Annotated in this window: 17 protein-coding genes; 14 read left to right on the forward strand and 3 right to left on the reverse strand. The window is 50.4% G+C overall.

The genetic code is table 11. The annotated features are described in order from the left end of the window. Nucleotides 1-31 precede the first annotated feature (31 nt). The 9 genes from cheY to ACWAU4_RS07795 all read left to right on the forward strand — a co-directional run bounded on the left by cheY (nt 32) and on the right by ACWAU4_RS07795 (nt 7940). The gene (cheY, locus tag ACWAU4_RS07755; protein ID WP_025011074.1) at nt 32-415 is read left to right on the forward strand and encodes a chemotaxis response regulator CheY; all 384 of its coding nucleotides are present in this window, start codon (nt 32-34) and stop codon (nt 413-415) included. Between the two features lie 13 nt (nt 416-428). After that, nucleotides 429-1166, forward strand: coding sequence for a protein phosphatase CheZ (locus ACWAU4_RS07760; RefSeq protein ID WP_025011075.1), 738 nt, complete (start codon nt 429-431; stop codon nt 1164-1166). Between the two features lie 14 nt (nt 1167-1180). Further along, complete coding sequence (locus ACWAU4_RS07765; RefSeq protein ID WP_454290520.1) at nt 1181-3496, forward strand: chemotaxis protein CheA; 2316 nt, start codon at nt 1181-1183, stop codon at nt 3494-3496. A gap of 20 nt (nt 3497-3516) precedes the next feature. After that, nucleotides 3517-4665, forward strand: a complete 1149-nt coding sequence (locus ACWAU4_RS07770) for a protein-glutamate methylesterase/protein-glutamine glutaminase (protein WP_454290521.1) — start codon at nt 3517-3519, stop codon at nt 4663-4665. Then, nucleotides 4658-5131 carry a membrane anchored protein in chemotaxis locus gene (locus tag ACWAU4_RS07775; RefSeq protein ID WP_454290522.1) on the forward strand — a complete coding sequence of 158 codons (474 nt, stop codon included), beginning with the start codon at nt 4658-4660 and terminating at the stop codon, nt 5129-5131. The genes ACWAU4_RS07770 and ACWAU4_RS07775 overlap by 8 nt, the downstream gene beginning before the upstream one ends. Nucleotides 5132-5207: 76 nt before the next feature. Further along, complete coding sequence (locus ACWAU4_RS07780) at nt 5208-5999, forward strand: ParA family protein (RefSeq protein ID WP_044734086.1); 792 nt, start codon at nt 5208-5210, stop codon at nt 5997-5999. Continuing rightward, the gene (locus ACWAU4_RS07785; RefSeq protein ID WP_454290523.1) at nt 5983-6993 is read left to right on the forward strand and encodes a chemotaxis protein CheW; all 1011 of its coding nucleotides are present in this window, start codon (nt 5983-5985) and stop codon (nt 6991-6993) included. Before ACWAU4_RS07780 ends, ACWAU4_RS07785 begins: the two co-directional genes overlap by 17 nt. 7 nt (nt 6994-7000) lie before the next feature. Beyond that, on the forward strand, nt 7001-7495 hold the full coding sequence (locus ACWAU4_RS07790; RefSeq protein ID WP_025011081.1) for a chemotaxis protein CheW: 495 nt from the start codon (nt 7001-7003) through the stop codon (nt 7493-7495). A 34-nt stretch (nt 7496-7529) separates the two neighbouring features. Continuing rightward, entirely contained in the window at nt 7530-7940 is a 411-nt protein-coding gene (locus ACWAU4_RS07795; RefSeq protein WP_454290569.1) for a DUF2802 domain-containing protein, read from the forward strand. 412 nt (nt 7941-8352) lie between these two features. Here the strand turns inward: ACWAU4_RS07795 and ACWAU4_RS07800 are convergent, their stop codons facing one another. Continuing rightward, nucleotides 8353-8676 carry an EscU/YscU/HrcU family type III secretion system export apparatus switch protein gene (locus ACWAU4_RS07800; RefSeq protein ID WP_231473474.1) on the reverse strand — a complete coding sequence of 108 codons (324 nt, stop codon included), beginning with the start codon at nt 8674-8676 and terminating at the stop codon, nt 8353-8355. Nucleotides 8677-8685: 9 nt separating this feature from the next. Next, nucleotides 8686-10488 (reverse strand): hypothetical protein, encoded by a 1803-nt coding sequence (locus ACWAU4_RS07805; RefSeq protein WP_454290524.1) that lies wholly within the window; start codon nt 10486-10488, stop codon nt 8686-8688. A 216-nt stretch (nt 10489-10704) separates the two neighbouring features. Between ACWAU4_RS07805 and ACWAU4_RS07810 the strand changes: the two genes are divergently transcribed. Together ACWAU4_RS07810 and ACWAU4_RS07815 are read left to right on the forward strand one after the other, a co-directional pair. After that, nucleotides 10705-11475, forward strand: coding sequence for an MlaA family lipoprotein (locus tag ACWAU4_RS07810; RefSeq protein ID WP_044734088.1), 771 nt, complete (start codon nt 10705-10707; stop codon nt 11473-11475). Nucleotides 11476-11554: 79 nt separating this feature from the next. Beyond that, a complete protein-coding gene (locus ACWAU4_RS07815; RefSeq protein ID WP_454290525.1) occupies nt 11555-12661 on the forward strand; it encodes a response regulator in 1107 nt (368 codons plus the stop codon). A 97-nt stretch (nt 12662-12758) separates the two neighbouring features. Here ACWAU4_RS07815 and ACWAU4_RS07820 read toward each other — a convergent pair whose 3' ends face one another. After that, a complete protein-coding gene (locus ACWAU4_RS07820) occupies nt 12759-14267 on the reverse strand; it encodes a peptide MFS transporter (protein WP_025011088.1) in 1509 nt (502 codons plus the stop codon). 432 nt (nt 14268-14699) lie between these two features. Between ACWAU4_RS07820 and rfaH the strand changes: the two genes are divergently transcribed. From rfaH to ACWAU4_RS07835, 3 genes are all read left to right on the forward strand, one after another. After that, nucleotides 14700-15197 (forward strand): transcription/translation regulatory transformer protein RfaH, encoded by a 498-nt coding sequence (gene rfaH, locus ACWAU4_RS07825; protein ID WP_025011089.1) that lies wholly within the window; start codon nt 14700-14702, stop codon nt 15195-15197. 363 nt (nt 15198-15560) lie between these two features. Beyond that, entirely contained in the window at nt 15561-16010 is a 450-nt protein-coding gene (locus ACWAU4_RS07830) for a hypothetical protein (protein WP_454290526.1), read from the forward strand. 152 nt (nt 16011-16162) lie between these two features. Continuing rightward, the gene (locus tag ACWAU4_RS07835) at nt 16163-18976 is read left to right on the forward strand and encodes an SLBB domain-containing protein (RefSeq protein ID WP_208149198.1); all 2814 of its coding nucleotides are present in this window, start codon (nt 16163-16165) and stop codon (nt 18974-18976) included. Nucleotides 18977-19047 lie beyond the last annotated feature (71 nt).

Here is a 19047-nt window from a genome sequence, read left to right on the forward strand (position 1 = left end):
TTTTAAGTATGTCAGCTCACCGGAGGAAACCTTGGACAAGAATATGAAGATTCTTATCGTTGATGACTTTTCAACGATGAGACGGATCATTAAGAACTTGTTGCGAGACCTGGGGTTCAACAACACCCAGGAAGCAGACGACGGTTCAACAGCCCTGCCTATGCTGCAAAAGGGCGATTTTGATTTCGTCGTAACCGACTGGAACATGCCAGGTATGCAGGGGATTGACCTGCTCAAGGCGATTCGCGCCGATGAGCACCTCAAGCATATCCCTGTATTGATGGTGACAGCCGAAGCAAAACGCGAACAGATCATCGCGGCTGCTCAGGCCGGTGTGAATGGTTATGTCGTTAAACCTTTTACTGCCGCTACGCTGAAAGAGAAGTTGGATAAGATCTTCGAACGGCTCGGTTGAGTGGGGTGATGCGATGAAAGCAGAGACATCCGGGCTGGTGACACTGGAGCAGGCGCAGGAATTAGTGGCCTTGCTCAGTCAGGGCGAGCAGGAAAAGGCCGATGAATTACTTCGGGAACTGGCGGCTCCCCTGCAACGGGATCTGTTTGATGAAGTTGGCAAGTTGACCCGCCAGTTGCATAGCGCCTTGGTGGATTTTCAAGTGGATAGCCGGCTTATTGAGCTTGCCAATACTGATATTCCCGATGCCAAAGAGCGACTGACTTATGTCATAGATATGACAGAGCAAGCCGCCAACAAGACCATGGACGCGGTTGAGGAATGTCTGCCGCTGTCGGATGCTCTGAGTACCAACCTGCAAAATGTTAAGCCCGCCTGGGACAAGTTGATGCGCCGCGATCTGGCCTTGCATGAATTCAAGAGCTTGTGTCATGACGTACAGCACTTTATGCAGCAGAGCGAAGCCGATGCCTGTCGCCTGCGGGAATTGCTGAATCAGATTCTGATGGCCCAGGATTTTCAGGACTTGACCGGACAGATGATTCGCCGGGTCATAGAACTGGTTCGGGAAGTCGAAAACAGCTTGGTTTCTATGCTGACAGTATTCGGTGAGCAGCCGCTGGATGAAATTCGCGGCAAGGAAGAGAAGAGCATAGAGGCAGAAGGGCCTATCCTGAACGCAGAGCAACGCGAAGACGTGGTGAACGGTCAGGATGAAGTAGATGATCTGCTTTCGAGTCTGGGTTTCTAATAGGAGTCAATTTAATGGCCTTTGATGTTGATGAAGAGATACTCCAGGATTTTTTAATTGAAGCAGGCGAGATCCTAGAGCTGTTGCAGGAACAGTTGGTGTCTCTGGAAAACAATCCGGAAGATACGGATCTGCTCAACGCCATCTTCAGGGGATTTCACACGGTCAAAGGCGGTGCCGGATTCCTGGGATTGGCCCCCATGGTGGATGTATGCCACGAGGCAGAAAACACCTTCGACTTGTTGCGTACCGGTAAGCGCAGCGTCAGCTCTGAATTGATGGACATCATTCTGCAGGCGCTCGACAGTATAAATACCATGTTCGGCCAAACTCAGTCCGGTCAGGAGCAAGAGCCCGCGGATGAAGTCTTGCTGGACAAACTCAAGTTGCTCAGTTCTGGGGCGCCTTTGCCCTCCGAGCAGGCTCAGGAGGAAACTCCTGTTGCAGTAGAACCCAGTGATGAGAGTGTTGATGAGCTGTTTGACGGCATGCTCGACAGCGCCGCCGGGGTGGAACTGTTTGATGAACCGGCCGCGCCAACTCCTGAAGCACCCAAGGCCTCGACCCAAGGGGCTGAAGGCAGCATAGATGAAATCGATGAAGCCGAGTTTGAAGCCCTGCTGGATGCCCTGCATGGTTCAGGCAAGGGGCCTTCTGCCAACAGTACTCAGGCCCCGAGTGGTGATGCTCCCAAGCCTAGCGATAGCGCACCTGCCAACACCTCTTCCGATGACATTACAGACGATGAGTTTGAAAAGCTGCTCGATGAGCTGCACGGCAAAGGCCAGTTTGCTGCCGCACCTGCGGCCAACAGTGCCGTAGAGGAAGCGCCTGCTGCCAGTGTCGATGCCGATGAAATTTCCGATGATGAGTTTGAAAAGCTGCTTGATGAGTTGCACGGTAAAGGCGCCGGCCCTGGCGCTAACACCAGTGGTTCAGAGCCAGCTGCGGGTGACGCAAGTGCCAAAGCGCCTGCTGCATCTCAAGTAGCCGCACCCAAAGCGCCGGCAGCGAATGCCGCTGCTACGCCAAAGGCGGCTCCAGCTGCTGCCAAAGTCGAGGCACCTAAAGCGGCTGCCAAACCTCAGGCCAAGGCTCCTGCTGTTGCCAAAGACACAGCTCCAGCCAAGGCAGCGACCAGTGTGCCTCAGGGGGAAACCACGGTTCGGGTAGATACGGCTCGCCTGGATGAGATCATGAATATGGTCGGTGAGCTGGTATTGGTACGTAACCGCTTGGTCAGCCTCGGGATATCCCGCGAAGATGAAGAGATGTCCAAGGCGCTGGCCAACCTGGATCTGGTGACCTCCGATCTGCAGGGTGCCGTGATGAAGACCCGGATGCAGCCGATTAAGAAAGTATTCGGTCGTTTCCCTCGGGTGGTTCGCGACTTGGCCCGCAGTCTCAATAAAGAGATAGATCTGCGGATGATAGGTGAAGACACGGATCTGGATAAGAACCTGGTCGAAGCCCTTGCCGACCCCCTGGTGCACCTGGTGCGTAACTCAGTGGATCACGGTATTGAAATGCCTGATGTGCGCGAGGCCAATGGTAAGCCCAGAACCGGGGTTATTACTTTGGCGGCCAGTCAGGAAGGTGACCATATCCTGCTTAAAATTGAGGATGACGGCGCCGGTATGGACGCTGCCAAACTCAAAGAGATTGCCATAAGTCGTGGTGTGCTGGATGAAGACAGCGCCGCCCGAATGTCCGATCAGGAAGCCTATAACCTGATCTTCGCTCCCGGCTTCTCAACCAAGGTGGAGATTTCTGATATCTCCGGCCGAGGTGTTGGGATGGATGTAGTCAAGACCCGTATTACTCAGCTTAACGGCTCTGTGCATATCGATTCGGTCAAGGGTAAAGGCACCCGTCTGGAGATCAAGGTACCTTTGACCTTGGCGATTATGCCCACTCTGATGGTGGAAGTTGCCAAGCAGGTGTTTGCCTTGCCGCTTTCCAGCGTGAATGAGATTTTCCATCTGGATCTAACCAAGACCAATATTGTAGATGGGCAATTGACTGTGATCGTTCGGGACAAAGCGGTGCCACTCTTCTATCTTGAGCGTTGGCTCAGCCGTAAGCCGATGAGTTTCCAGCATGGTGACAAGAAACATGGCCATGTGGTCATAGTTCAGCTTGGCACCATGCAGATAGGCTTTGTGGTAGATGCCCTGATAGGTCAGGAAGAGGTGGTAATTAAACCTCTGGGCTCCATGTTGCATGGCACACCGGGTATGGCCGGGGCCACAATTACGTCGGACGGCGGAATCGCGCTGATCCTCGATGTACCAGGATTATTGAAGCACTACGCCAAATCCAAGCGTTGAAGTGCCGTATAAGGATTTAAATGACCATTAAAGTTTTGGTTGTCGATGATTCGAGCTTCTTTCGACGACGTGTCAGCGAGATAGTCAATCAGGATCCTGAGCTTGAGGTGATAGGTATGGCCAATAACGGTGCCGAAGCCGTTAAACTGGCCGCCGAGCTCAAGCCTCAGGTGATTACCATGGATATTGAAATGCCTGTCATGGACGGGATTACCGCCGTGCGGCAGATAATGGCCTCTCATCCGACACCTATCCTGATGTTTTCCTCCTTGACCCATGATGGTGCCAAGGCGACCTTGGATGCGCTGGACGCCGGGGCTCTCGATTTTCTGCCCAAACGCTTTGAGGACATTGCTACCAACAAGGACGAAGCGATTCGACTGCTTCAGCAAAGAGTCAAGGCGTTGGGACGCAGGCGTATATTCCGCCCTATAGTCCGTCCGAGTGTGGCGCCTACGCCGGCAACCACCCCAAGCCGACCCACGGCGCCAAGCAGTCTGCAGCGTCAAGCTGTCACAGCTGAAAGTGCTGCCGCCAGTCGCCAGCCGGTGAGGCGCAGCGGCGGAGCGGCCCCTGCCAGAGCCAGTGGTAAACAATACAAGCTGTTGGCTATAGGCACATCCACTGGTGGCCCTGTGGCATTGCAGCGAATTTTGACCCAGTTTCCGGCGGATTATCCGCATCCTATCTTATTGGTACAGCACATGCCTGCAGCCTTTACTCCGGCCTTTGCCAGCAGGCTCAATGGCTTGTGCAAGATAGAAGTCAAAGAGGCGGTCAATGGCGATATGCTCAGACCAGGCTGTGCCTATCTCGCGCCCGGTGGGATGCAGATGATGCTCGAGCGCTCCGGCGCCGGAGGCAGGATTAAAATTCTCGCCGGCAATGAAGAGATGAACTACAAGCCCTGTGTCGATATCACTTTTGCTTCAGCCTCCAAAGCCTTTGGCGGAGATGTACTGGCGGTTATTCTGACGGGGATGGGTGCCGATGGCCGAGAAGGCGCGCGCATGCTCAAAGGTGTTGGTGCCACCATATGGGCCCAGGATGAAGCCTCTTGCGTCGTCTATGGCATGCCACAGGCAGTGACGGCGGCCGGTATCTCCAGCCAGTCCATCTCACTGGATAATATGGCAGAGGCGATATTGAGAGAATCGGCTCGTGGCTGACAAAGAGACGCGCCTGCTGGGATACCGGTTGGCGCTGTTTTTGTTTTTGGTCGCCTTGGTGGTAGTGGCGGCGCTTTACTGGGACTTGCGACAAAAAAATCGGCAACTGAGTGAGAAAGTCGCCCAGCTTGAATCGTCCCAGGTTCTCTTGATGGTGCCGGATGAACAGGCCGCGATTATTGCCGATTGGATGAGTCGTCACCCACAACAGACCGCATCCTTATTGGATGTGATTCGACCTAAGGTGACATCCGGGACGGGGCCAGAGGCTCCGACTTCAGCCAACTTGTCAGTCCCGCCGGGTGATATTTCACCGGAAAGAACCCCGGGCGAGGTTGGGGCCGCAGTGCCGCTGCCTGCTCAGACTGAAGATACCAGGGTGACAGAGCTGGAAAATGGCGTAAAAGTAATACGTTTACCTCACGGTGGGATCCGTGTCACTACCCGTGAAGAGGGTAATGAGTAGCCGTACAAGACAAGAACGACAATAATAGTGGCTCGTTACACTAGTTGGCCGATAAGGCGAGAATAAGGGGCGGAAAGTGAAAGTCTGGACCATTGCAAACCAAAAAGGCGGAGTGGGCAAAACCACAACAGTTGCCAGTTTGGCGGGCACACTGGCCAAGCGTGGTCAGCGGGTTCTGATGATAGACACAGATCCCCATGCTTCGCTGGGTTATTACCTGGGCATAGATTCGGAAGAGGTGCCCGGCTCATTGTATGATCTCTTTCTGGCTCATAAGAATCTTGATACCTCTTTGGTAAAGCAACACGCAGTTCCCACATCTGTTGAGGGAGTCGATCTTTTGGCGGCAACCATGGCGTTGGCCACTTTGGATCGTGCCCTTGGTCATCAAGAGGGGATGGGGCTGGTGCTGCGTAATATTCTCAAGTCGGTTGAGGATGACTACGATGTTGCCTTGGTCGACTGTCCCCCGGTGCTGGGTGTATTGATGGTCAATGCTCTGGCGGCCAGCCAACACATAGTGATCCCGGTTCAGACCGAATTTTTGGCGATTAAAGGCCTGGATAGAATGATTAAAACCATGGAACTGATGGGGCGCTCGAAAAAGACCCGCTACAGTTATTCCATAGTGCCAACCATGTATGACAGACGTACCAAGGCTTCACCTGCGGCGCTGCAACATCTTGGTGAGGTTTACGGCGACACGCTTTGGCCGGATGTGATCCCTGTGGATACCAAGTTTCGCGACGCCAGTTTGGCCCATCTGCCGGCATCCCACTATGCCCCAAGCTCGCGCGGAGTGAAGGCCTACGAGCGTTTGCTGGATTATCTGCTGGCGGGGGAGTTTGACCATGTCAAAATCGGTTGATGAAACTGTTTTTGATTATTTCAGCATTCTGCTGACTGAGCCGGCACCCGAGGTTAAATCCGAGGCGCAATCTGCGATTAAGCCTGAACAAAAAGCGCAAGCTGTAGTTGAGGCAAGAACTGAGCAGACTCCGCCGGCAACGTCTAGGTTACGGGACGATATCGCTGTACCAGTTGATGTGGCACCCAAGAAAGCGCCGCTTTCTCGACTGGACGGTACAGCCAAGCAATACCCGGCAGAGCCAGATAAGCCGAGACTCGACCGTAATGCGCTGGAACAGCTACTGGCACCGGTGTTTAAAGAGCAGGTTGCCGAGGTAACGCAGACAGAGGTGCCGACAGACACTCAGTCGGAAACCATCTCTGTTGCCTCGCTGCAAAGCGAGGCTATAACCGGGCAGCTGGATACTCAGACCGATGCGGCTCAGCGCGAGCAGAGTCAAGTCCAAGAGGTGACTGAGCCTGAGGTTCTGGAAGAGGTTCAGCTCGAGACACAAGTCGGCGCGCCGGCGGCACCTATAGAACCGCTCAAGGAACAACTAGAGGATGAATTTCAAGTATTGTTCTTCAAGGTGGCGGGACTCACGCTGGCCGTGCCCCTGATAAGCCTGGGCGGCATAGTCAGAATAGAGCGCATCAATCATATCTTTGGGCGGCCAGGATGGTTTATGGGGGTTCAGGGTTATCGGGACTCTCAGCTGAATATCGTTGATACCTGCGCCTGGGTTATGCCGGAAAAATATGATGATAAACTGGCGCAATCCGTAAATTATCAATATCTTGTAGTATTAGAGAACAGTAATTGGGGTTTGGCTTGTGAATCTTTGGTCAATGCGGTCAAGATTGACAAGTCACAGGTCAACTGGCGTGGCAGTGAAGGTAAGCGCCCCTGGTTGGCCGGAGTAGTGAAAGAACAAATGTGTGGCATTTTGCACGTGCAGGCATTGATTGAAATGCTCAATGCCGGGTTAGGTTGTCAGGATCCGATAGACTGAGGTAAATATGACTGATTCAAGAAATGTAGCAGCGGTATCCGGAGGCAAGGACGATGCCGTTCTCCAGTGGGTAACCTTCAGGCTGGATAACGAGACCTATGGCATCAATGTGATGCAGGTTCAGGAAGTATTACGTTATACCGAAATAGCCCCGGTTCCGGGAGCTCCTCATTATGTGTTGGGGATCATCAATCTGCGCGGTAATGTGGTTACCGTTATTGATACCCGCTCACGTTTTGGTTTGCCCTCCTCTGAAGTGGACGATTCTACCCGAATCGTGATTATCGAAGCGGAAAAGCAGGTGATAGGTATCCTGGTCGACAGTGTGGCCGAAGTGGTTTATCTGCGCCGCTCTGAAATCGATAACGCCCCGAATGTGGGAACCGAAGAGAGTGCCAAGTTTATTCAGGGTGTCAGCAACCGTGGCGACGAACTGCTGATCCTGGTGGACTTGGATAAGCTGCTGTCAGATGATGAATGGGCCGAGTTGGCGCAAATCTGATAGGCTTTTGCGGGAAAAGGAGTTTTAACCGATGATGGGCGATGTTTTTTTTATCGCTGCGCTGGTATATGTCATTGCCTGTCTCGGACTGGTGCTGTACCTGCAAAAACAAAGCAACAAGCTTAGAAGCAAGGTTGAGGCGTTAACTGTTCTGGTCAAGGAAAGCGACAGGCAAAGAGATGCCTTCAAGCGGGAGTTGCAAGAACTGCGTAGTGGCACCATAGGCGTTGGCCGGCGGGTGTTGGAGCTTGAGAAACGCCTCGTGCAGCAAAATGCCCGTCTCGATGAATCGATGCAGCAGGACCCTCAGGCCAAGCTTTACAGCAGGGCCATGAAGATGGTGCAGTTGGGAGCCGGTGTCGATGAACTGATCCGCGAGTGCGAGTTGCCCAAGGCGGAAGCTGAACTCTTGATCCGTCTGCACGGTAAAACGGCCCAGGCTTGATATTTTGTCTGAGTAAAGAAAGAGCGCATTGAGATGCGCTCTTTCTGTTTCTATTTGAAAGGAATGCGAGAAACCTCAAGCCGTTTTGGCTCTCAGGGTAACGGCTTGTCTGTGTTATCCGTTACTTAAGGAAGGTGCAAAGCAAATAAGTCCCCGTGGCGTTCTCTTGTTTAGAGAGTTGCTTGCACAACAATTGGCGTTCAGGGCATCTGACTGAAGGCATGCCGGGGCCTGTCAAAGTCGGATAACGCAGAGAGCCTGTTGCTGTGAAAGCCCCGAAGGGCGTGGCTTATAGGCCTGCCTGCTGTGTTATGCTTCTTGCAAAGGACTAGGGCCATTTGCTGCGAACCACGCCTTGCATCCAAGCCTGTAAGCCGACGCAGAGCACGCATGGGGCTTGTTCGCACCTTCCCTAAACCTTGTCGACAATTCTCTGATGCAGGTTATTCCACTGCTCGGGAAATTTCCCGTCCAACATATAGACAAAGGCTATCAGTTCGGCGATTAGCTGATAGAGCTCCTTGGGGATCTCTTCCCCCAGTTCCAACATCTGCAGAAAGTCACTCAGGTAAGGGTCTTGATGTATATGAACCCCGGCCTCCTGTGCTAACGCAATGATCTCTTCCGCAAGAAGATCCTGGCCCTTGGCCGTTATCTTGGGCGCAGTTTTGCCATCATAACTCAGGGCCACTGCCTGACGAGGTTTGGCTTGCTTGTCGTTTGAATCCATGGACATAGTCTTTCCTCAGGCTTTCAGTTGCACCAGATAGTGATCGCCTGGCAGCAGGGTGGCCGGCACAGGGGCAACGTGGGCGTTCAATTCATTGGGAGTGAGTCCTAACTGAACCAGCTTTTGCGACAAGGGGGGCAGGAAGTTGCTGACCCTGCTGATCAGCGCCTGGGTGCTGCCGATAAACTGCAGGTCGACCTTGGAATCCTTCACCTGCGCCTTGACGAGCAAGGAGCCCAAGCCCAGATTAAACTTGAGTTGCAACTGCCAGGCCTTGTCTTTGTCTGCGTCCTTATCCTGATTGTTGTGTTCGAATTTGCCTTCCAACTGTTCATTTCTTTGGTTGAGATAGTAGGGCAGCATGAAATACCAGCATTGACCACTATTGTCTGTATTGGCTTGCTGGTATAGGGCGACAGCCTGGGACATCTGCTGCAGCGCGTCCAGAGTGCCGCTCTTCTCCAGTGAAGCTAACTGATGAGTTTGCAGGCCGGATCGGCTCTGAAGTCCTTCCAGGTATTGCTTCAAGCGTTGTGGAACACTCAGGTTTTGGTTACCGGCCCTAACGCCAAGTAACAGCTGAAACAAGGTGGTAATGGCACTGGCTTGAGTTGAAGGCTGGGATTGCGTTTGCTGACTGGTCAGTTGCAACCCTGTGAGCCCAAGCAGTTCACTTCGAAGTTGGGACGGCTCTGTCAGCTCGCTCAGGGGCACAGGCGACAGTGCCGGCAATTGCTTGAGCAGTTCAGCGGCCAGGTTATGTTTGACCTCCAGTGTCATAGCCTCGGCCCTTGGCATGGCACCGGCCTTATTGAAGGCGCGCTGGAGAAAGTTCAGCTCGGGCGCTTTGGCCGTTTCGCCGACAACTTTATTGGATGCACTTGTGCCAACAGGCTTATCCGCATTGGCTTGAGTCGCCTGCTGAAGTACTTGGTTACTGAATTTATCTGTCCCCGGCAGCGGGGCATTTTTCGGCTGCTGCAACTGGGCATTATCAACTGTTTGTGTTGACTGAGATAAGACAGAAGCGGGCAACTTGCTGCCGCTGGCAACTGTTTGAGACAAGCCTGCTTTGAGATCAACCGCCGTTTCCCTCAATGGTGCTGATTCCCCTTTACTTTGGGTTTGCTGCGCTTGGGATTGGGGTTGCTGCTCAAGGAGTTTTATCAACCTGGCGTAGGTTTGGGCGACTTCCGGCTTGGTTATCAGTTGCTCACTTTCCTGTGTTGGGGCAGCGGGTTGCAGATTTGCCACAGGTGTCAGTTTTACTTCCAATCTGGCATTGATGGGGCTTAATTGCAGCTGTAGCCCATGATTGTTGCTGACAACTTTGGCAACGTATTCTCCGGCAGGTAGTTGTAACTGCGGCGGGAAGGCTATGCTTGTACCATTGGCAAAACGCATTTCACCTTGGGAAACAGTCAACATGGGTAAGGGATAACCTTGTGGCCTGGCTGCCAACTGCTGCAGTGCTGTTTGACTGATGCCATTTTTGGCCGCCAGCTGCATCAAAGCATCCGGCAGTTTTATCTGGATTTCACCGGCCAGCAACAGCAATTGGGCTGTTTTGCCCTGAACGATTTCCGGTAAGGGGCGAGTCAGCTCCAGCAGTGTAGTATTGGCCTGATGCAACAGGGCCTTGGCTTGAGCGTTGGACTCTTGATTGGCAAGCTGCAATTGATACTGTGCATTTTGCAGTTGTAGTCTGAGCTCGCTACCCACATCGACTGTGGTTACCGGAAGCAGAGGGATGGATGCATTTGCTTGAGGAGTTGGGCTTGACCCTGAGGGGGGGATTGTACCATTCACTGGATCCATTGTTGCAAACCCCACTCCTCAAGTAGCTTTATCTGTAGGCAATCGTAAATTTAAATTTGATCTATTTCCACAGCGAAGTATCCTTATCCGTCCAAATCGACATTAGACAGAAATTTGACTGTCGCCATAGGTATACTCAGGTTATCGGCCTATGGTAATCAAAGCTTTAACTGTTTTTCGGTTGGATTACAGCGGTACTTTTACAAAGAGAGCAATATGAAGTTTAAATGGATTCTGATGGTTGTGGCTGCCCTGAGTGCGCATTCGGCAGTGGCTGCAGGGAGTGGCGAAAGCAACAATACACAGGGTGTGCGTATCAGTTATAACGACCCGCGGGATCCGATAGAAGGGTTCAACCGTGTCATGTGGGACTTCAACTATCTGTATCTGGATAGATTTCTCTATCGTCCGGTTGCTCATGGTTACAACGACTATGTGCCTATGCCGGTCAAGTCAGGTCTCAACAATTTTGTTCTCAACCTGGAAGAGCCCCACAGCTTGGTCAACAACACATTGCAGGGCAAGTGGGGTTGGGCGTTGAATGCCGGTGGCCGTTTTACCGTTAACTCGACCGTGGGTTTGCTTGGTTTGATTGACGTCGCCGATATGATGGGGATGCCCCGTAAACAGGATGACTTCAACGAAGTGCTCGGTTACTACGGAGTGCCCAATGGTCCTTACTTTATGGCGCCATTCTTCGGCCCCTACGTCACCCGTGAACTCGCTTCAGATTGGGTGGATGGTCTATACTTTCCATTGTCTGAATTAACAATGTGGCAGTCAGTTATCAAGTGGGGCCTGAAGAATCTCCACGCCCGTTCTGTTGCCATAGATCAAGAAAGATTAGTAGACAACGCGCTCGATCCATACACTTTTGTTAAAGACGCTTATATACAGCACATGGACTATAAGGTGTACGATGGCAATGTGCCTTCGAATGAGGACGAAGACGAGTTGCTTGATGAATATATGCAGGAACTGGAGTAACCCACCATCTGTTTGCTTACCCGCAGGTGGTTGATACGGGCACTCGTTACCGGCGATTGAAACCTGCGGGGAATTGACCATGGCGCTGAACAGTCTCAATGTACTGCTGGTTGAGGATGATCCCGTCTTTCGCAATATCGTTGCCGCCTTTCTTACCGGGAGGGGCGCTAATGTTGTTGAAGCCGAGGATGGTGAACAAGGATTGCAAAGCTTTAAAAGCCAAAAGTATGATGTGGTTGTAGCCGATCTCTCCATGCCCAGAATGGGGGGATTGGAAATGCTTAAAGCCATGTCGCGTATCAACCCTGCTATTCCTTCCATTGTGATTTCCGGAAACCAGGTTATGGCCGATGTTGTCGAGGCGCTGCGAATTGGTGCCAGTGACTATCTGGTTAAACCCGTATCGGATCTCTACAGCATAGAGCACGCCATTAATCAGTGTCTTACGGCTCCTGAGCAGGAACAAAATACTCTTAATCGAGATGTGGAAGAGCTCTCCTTTATGGAGTTGAACGAAAACCTGGCACTGCTGGAGCAAAACGCTGAAGCGGCCAGGTGTGTACAGCAACAGCTATTCCCCGCAAGCCGTATTGAATATCCCAAGGCCAGGTTGGACTATAGCTTGTTCAAACATGAGCAGGTAAGCCCTTACTTCATCGACTCGGCTATGGTTGGGAATAACCACCTTATCATGTACATGGCCCACTTTCACCCGGAAGACAACAGGGCCGCCTTTGCCAGCGTGTTGATGCGTAGTTTCGTCAATCAAAAGCTGAAACTGAATCGCAACGGTGTCAGTTCTGTGGTGATAGAACCTTTCAATATGCTCAGCTATTTGAATGATCGTTTGGTCAAGTCGGGGCTGGATCTCTATTGCGACATGATTTACATCGCGATTGAGCTTGATAGTTATCGCGCGGCTATTGCTCAGGCGGGCAGGGGGCTGAGATGCTACATTCGTAACCAGGATGGTCTTACACCTCTGGCGTTGGCAGATTCACTGCAGCTGGGGTTATTGGAGTGGGGCAAGCCGGCGACTCAGTTCCGGAGTTTAATGCCAGGTGAAAGGCTCTGCATTGTTACCAGTGAGGCAGAGCTCAGACAGCTGCTTCAGCAAGATAAATTCCTGGGGCTGACTTTTAACCCTAAAATACCTCAAGGTGGATTCCTGCAACTGGCCTTTTAATGGCCTTAATGCCGACTAATTGGCTTGAACTTAAAACTGTGAAAAACTCCAATAAAAAAGGCTGCAGATTTTGCAGCCTTCTTTGTATATATCAGAATTAGCGTTTAATGGCTTCGTGCTCGCCGGTTACAGCCATTTCCTGCTCCAGAGCTTCTTCTTCAGAATGATCATGGATTTTGCTTTCAGCGCCGTGCATCCAGTCAACCAGCTTGTCAGCCATGAAATAAAGGATCACACCGGAAATAGCAGCGGTGATGGCAATGCCGGAGAAGATAGACATGGCGTTGGCCAGTTGTTCTTCTTTCTCGCCGCCGTGGCCGATAAAGGAACCGACTACACCGGCTATCTTGTTGGCCATGGCGATAAACAGGAACCATGCTCCCATCATCAGAGATACAATTCGCAGGGGAGCGAGTTTGGTTACCATAGACAGGCCTATAGGGGATAGGCAAAGCTCACCCATGGTGTGGAAGAAGTAGGCACCAACCAGCCACCACATGCTGGACTTGGCTGAGGCGTCGCCACCCATTTCCAGTACGGCACCAATCATAAACAGGAAGCCGATAGCCAACAGAACCAGACCAAGGGCAAATTTCACCGGTGAGTTAGGCTCTTTATCACCCAGGCGGATCCAGATAGAAGCAACAACCGGGGCAAAAACCACGATGAAAATGGCGTTCAGCGACTGGAAGTAGGTTGTCGGCACTTCCCAGGCACCGATAAAGCGGTCGGTAAACTCATTGGTGAATAGGTTCATCAAGCCACCGGCCTGTTCAAAACCCGCCCAGAAGATGATGGTAAACAGACCCATCACCATGATCACTTTAATGCGGTCACGTTCGACTTTAGTTAGTGGTTCTTTACGTACCTGACCGCGGGCCAAGTCTTTTTCACGTTCAAGCTTGGCAGAAGGTACTGTACCTATGTCGCCCAATAACTTTTGGGCAAACAGGAATTGAATAATCAGCGACAATACCATACCGATACCGGCACACATGAAACCTGCTTGCCAGTTGTTGATGGTAGTTTCAACACCATCGATGACTTCTTTATGGCCAAAGTTGGTATAGGCCCAGGCAACGACAAAACCAGAAAGCGCCGCACCTAAGTTGATACCCATGTAGAAGATAGTAAAGGCGCCATCGCGACGATGATCACCTTCTTCATACAGATCGCCCACCATAGTTGAAATGTTAGGCTTAAACAGACCGTTACCTATGATGAGAGTGCCAAGACCTATGTAAAACACCATGGTTTCAAGGCCGGGAGTCATGCTGTGAGGCGTTGCCAGGGTAAACTGGCCTATAGCCATCAGCGCACCACCAATATAAATCGCTTTACGTTGTCCGAGGTAGTTGTCCGCGAGCCAGCCGCCGATGAGAGGCGTAAGGTAAACCAACGCAGTAAAGGTACCATAGAGTGAGAGTGCATCGGCCTGAGTCCAACCCAGTCCACCACCTTGAGAGTTGGCCTGATCAACCAGATACAGAACCAGAATGGCTCGCATCGCATAATAACTGAATCGTTCCCAAAGCTCTGTTGTAAACAGCAGGAACAATCCCTTGGGATGCCCGAGCATCGTCCCCTTGGGTTTTGCTAAGCTCATGAAGTCTTCCACCTTAAATTGTTAATTGGCCGTGTGACAAAAGTCGACACAGAAAGCGATTGTTTTTATCCCAGCTGTATTGCCGTTAACATCACACTGTTTTGTAAAGTGTTATGGGCATATCTTTTAATGCGCTGTGATTGAGGCTTTGGTTTTCTGTATTGTAATTTGTTCATCAAAAGCAACAAAGCCCACCCTATATACTCTGGATTCAGCAACAAAGTCAATTTTAGCCCCCCGAGGCGGCTGCTTTGTGAACAATTGTTAGGCTGGTAGTGGTCGGAGTTGTGCTGGAATAGTTCGCAATTTCAATTAGACTAAAGTGGGGTGAAGGCGTGGTCTGAAATTCGCTTTCAATCGCAAACTCATGTCTGATATGATTGCCCGCTGTGATAGGACGTCACCCGACAGAAACCAAGTAGTGAGAACACCATGAAGGCCTGGTACCTTTTGTACTGTAAACCTCGCAGCGAAGTGAGGGCACAACAGAATCTAACGCTCCAAGAGCTGGAGACTTATTTGCCGATGGTGCGGAGCGAAAAAAAAGAGAAAAACAAGACTGTCGTTCGTAAGCAACCTCTGTTCCCCAACTATATATTCATCAAGTTTGATCCTGAGCAGACCAGTGTTCGTCAGCTCAGATCTACTCGTGGTGTTGCTGATTTAGTCAACTGCCGCGAGAAACTACTGCCAATAGATGAACAACTGATCATTCAGCTTAAACAACGTGAATTGGCTACGCCTTTGATCACAGAAAAGCCCCTGCAGTCTGGTGATAAAATACAGTTCACCGAAGGGCCATTCGCAGACTTTGACGGAATTTTTGCAGAGAAGTGTGGTGATACCCGCTGCAAGGTATTATTCACCTTCCTTGGCCAGCATAAGAGCATCACCGTTGAACAAAGTGCAATCAGAGCCGTATGTGCGTAATCAGCCATCTGGTATGTGAGACATTTGCCATTGTTACACAAATCCAACGTTTGTTAATCTTGAAACCGTATTTCGTTTTGTATGGAAATCAATTTGTTATGGATTCTGGTTGCGCAAGCCATCGCTGTTTTAGAATACAAATTGAATAAATAATCAATGCTCTGAGAGTTGAGCGTTTTTCGATCTGTGTCACACCTTGGTGTGGGGTATAATCCCCGGTTAAAGTAAGAGCCGGTACAGGGTAGGAATGTTATTTTATTTAAATGGCATTCCTAACTTACTAAAAAATATAAATTTTTGCATTGCAAAGGGCAGTTTGGAGGCCGAAATCCATGGGCGGTAGCGTGTCTGAAAGACAAGAATATGAATAATTTCATATTCTTAGTGAACGCCGAAGCCCTCTGGGCGCCACGCGGATCGGTAGCGTGTCTGAAAGACAAGAATATGAATAATTTCATATTCTTAGTGAACGCCGAAGCCCTCTGGGCGCCACGCGGATCGGTAGCGTGTCTGAAAGACAAGAATATGAATAATTTCATATTCTTAGTGAACGCCGAAGCCCTCTGGGCGCCACGCGGATCGGTAGCGTGTCTGAAAGACAAGAATATGAATAATTTCATATTCTTAGTGAACGCCGAAGCCCTCTGGGCGCCACGCGGATCGGTAGCGTGTCTGAAAGACAAGAATATGAATAGTTTCATATTCTTAGTGAACGCCGAAGCCGTCTGGGCGCTACGCGGAACGGTTGTGTGCCTGAAAGCTATCAATATGGACAATTTCCATACTCTCCAGATGGCAACAGGTCCTATCTAATTACCAATGCTTGATATACAGAATCCACTTTTGGGGAACATTGACCTGAGATGAAGGCCTGTTTGGGGGAGCTACTACACCCGAACCGGTTTTTATTGTTGTAGCAAGGTTCATTTGATTTTTAGTGTTACTCACCATTACGGAGACAACTGGTGTTACAGAAAACCAAAAAACTCATCATAGCGAGTATAGGAGCACTGGCTTTGCTTGGCTCGCAAGCTCAGGCAATTACGCCATCTCCTCAGATGATTGAACAATTCAAAAATTTGCCTCGTGCTGAGCAGGAAAGGTTAGCCAAACAGTATGGTATTGACCCCGCCATGCTTAGAGGTAGCAGTAACAGCGGCAGTCAGAAACTGGAAAACCCACAGTTGGTTTACCCCAGAGGACAGCAGAATTTTCAAGGTAATGATCAAGAAAATTGGCAATATCAAAATGGCCAAGGGCGAGAGCTGAATAATCGCCGCGGTCAAGATAAGCACAGCTTGGATTTTACCGCTGCGGCAGACAAGGCAGAGCTAGAACGATTTGGCTATTCCCTGTTTGAAGGTGAGCCTAGCACTTTTGCTCCCGTTTCAGATGTACCTGTTCCCAGTGAATACCTTATGGGGCCTGGAGACACTCTGAATGTACAACTCTTCGGTAAAGATAATCGGGAGTTTACTCTTACTGTTAACCGTGATGGTACAGTGCAATTCCCTGAGCTTGGCCCAATTAGTGTGGCGGGTTTGAGCTTTGCGGAAACCAAAGACACGCTGCAAAAGCGCATCAAGCATCAGATGATAGGCATTGAGTCCAATATCACCATGGGAGAGTTGCGTTCTATCCGTATCTTTGTGGCCGGTGATGCCTATAAACCAGGCTCTTATACTGTATCCAGTCTGTCAACCATGACACAGGCGCTGTTTGTCTCCGGCGGCGTCAACGAAATTGGTTCATTACGTAAAGTGCAACTCAAGCGTGGTGGTAAGCTGATTGGTACTCTTGACCTTTATGATTTATTGATGCGCGGCGATGCCTCCGGCGATATGCGTCTGCAATCTGGTGATGTGGTTTTCATTCCTCCAGTAGGTGGCCTGGTCAGCGTGGCCGGTGAAGTTCGCCGTCCGGCAATTTATGAGCTCAAAGGGGGAGAAACCCTTGGTGATGTCGTTAATATGGCTGCCGGGGCTAAACCGGGTTCTTATCCTAAAGGCAGTGTGGTTGAGCGTTACAATGACCAGGGGCTTAAGTCGCTGCTCACGATTGATTTGACGTCTGCTAAAGGGCAAAAAACGCTTGCCAAGGCCGGTGATGTTATTCGAGTTAAAGGCACCTCGGGCCAATATGATAATGCAATTACCTTGGTTGGTGCTGTGGTTCGGCCAGGGAAATATCAATGGCATGAAGGCTTAAAAGTCAATGACATCCTCAAGTCTATTTGGTCCGATTTACAAATTTCAGCAGATCTAGATTACGCCATCCTGCTTCGTGAAGTAGATGATTATGGCAATATTGAGGTCTATCAATTCGCACCTGGCAAAGCAATAGTGCATCAGGACGCCGGTGAGAACCTGGCACTACAGCCAAGAGATAAGTTGATCATATTTAACTTTAGCGATGACAGCATCAACAGATATGAGCTGAACAAGCTGGTTAAAGAAAGAGTTGCTAAGGTCACTTCCCTTACCGGCGATTCGTTACTGGGTTCAGATCTGTTCAAGGCGGGTTTTAACGATTTGCAAAACAAGCGCCTTAACAAGCGTACTGAACTTGCTGGCATAGTTGTCAACGATGGTTCGAGTTATGAGCTGGATGAAGCGCAGAAAGCTGAACAGGAAGCTGTTACCGCAGAAGTGAGCAAGATGCTTACCAATCTTTTTGATGATAGAGATCTGGTCAAGTACAGCTATATGATGAACCGCAGCGAGCTTTTGTATCCGGTTATCAGCAAACTTAACGCCCAGGCTCGCGCAGGCAGCAGCGTTAAAATAGTCGCTGTCAGTGGCCAGGTACGCCACGAAGGTATGTATCCTTTAAGTGTCAATGCTTCAGTCAGTTCTTTGATTGAAGCCGCTGGCGGCCTAAAGGAAGGTGCCTACACAGCAAGAGCTGAGTTAACCCGCACCATTACAGATGCTACTGGTTCATCAATAGTGCATAAGACTGTAGATCTGACTTCGGCTCTACAAGGTAACAAAGCAGCTGATTTGGCTCTTGAAGGGCGGGATATTTTGACAGTGATGACTACGCCTGATTGGCAGGAACATCAAACTGTTGAAATACGCGGTGAAGTGAAGTTCCCTGGCGTATACAACATCCGCCGCGGCGAAACACTGCAGGATGTTATTCAACGAGCTGGCGGCTTTACCGAATACGCCTATCTTCCATCTGCCGTGTTTGTGCGTGAGTCTGTTCGCAAACAAGAGCAGATGGAAATTAAAAAACTGGCCGATCAACTTCGGCGTGATATTGCCACTCGAGGCGTTTCCAAAGATGGCAATGTGGTCAACTATGCAGATGCTCAGTTGATGCTTAAAGATCTTGAAGGCATTAAAGCTGTTGGCCGACTGGTTGTTGACTTACCTGCTATCTCCGTGGGCATTACCCAAGCCGACCTTCAGCTCGAAGATCAAGATATCCTCTACGTGCCTTCAACCAAACAGACCATAGCTGTTATGGGAGAAGTTCAACATGCATCGACCCACAGGTATAAGGAAGGTCTCACGTTAGACCAGTATCTGAATATGTCCGGCGGAGCCCGTAAGCGTGCAGATGAAGACAGAACTTATGTGATTAAAGCAGATGGTTCTGTGATGATGCCCAAACGTTCCATGTGGTTTAGCAGTGAAGATAATCTGCAGCCAGGAGATACCATCATAGTTCCGCTGGACACAGAGTATAAGGATAACTTGACGCTCTGGAGTCAAGTCACCCAGATCATTTACAACACGGCTGTGGCTGTTGCGACAATCTCTGGGTTGTAATTCTTAATAACAAACTTGTTCTAGAGCCATGGTTTCAGGCTCTAGAACAAAATCAATGCAGTATAAAAAAT

It is taken from the genome of Shewanella sp. FeAMO, assembly GCF_053653955.1.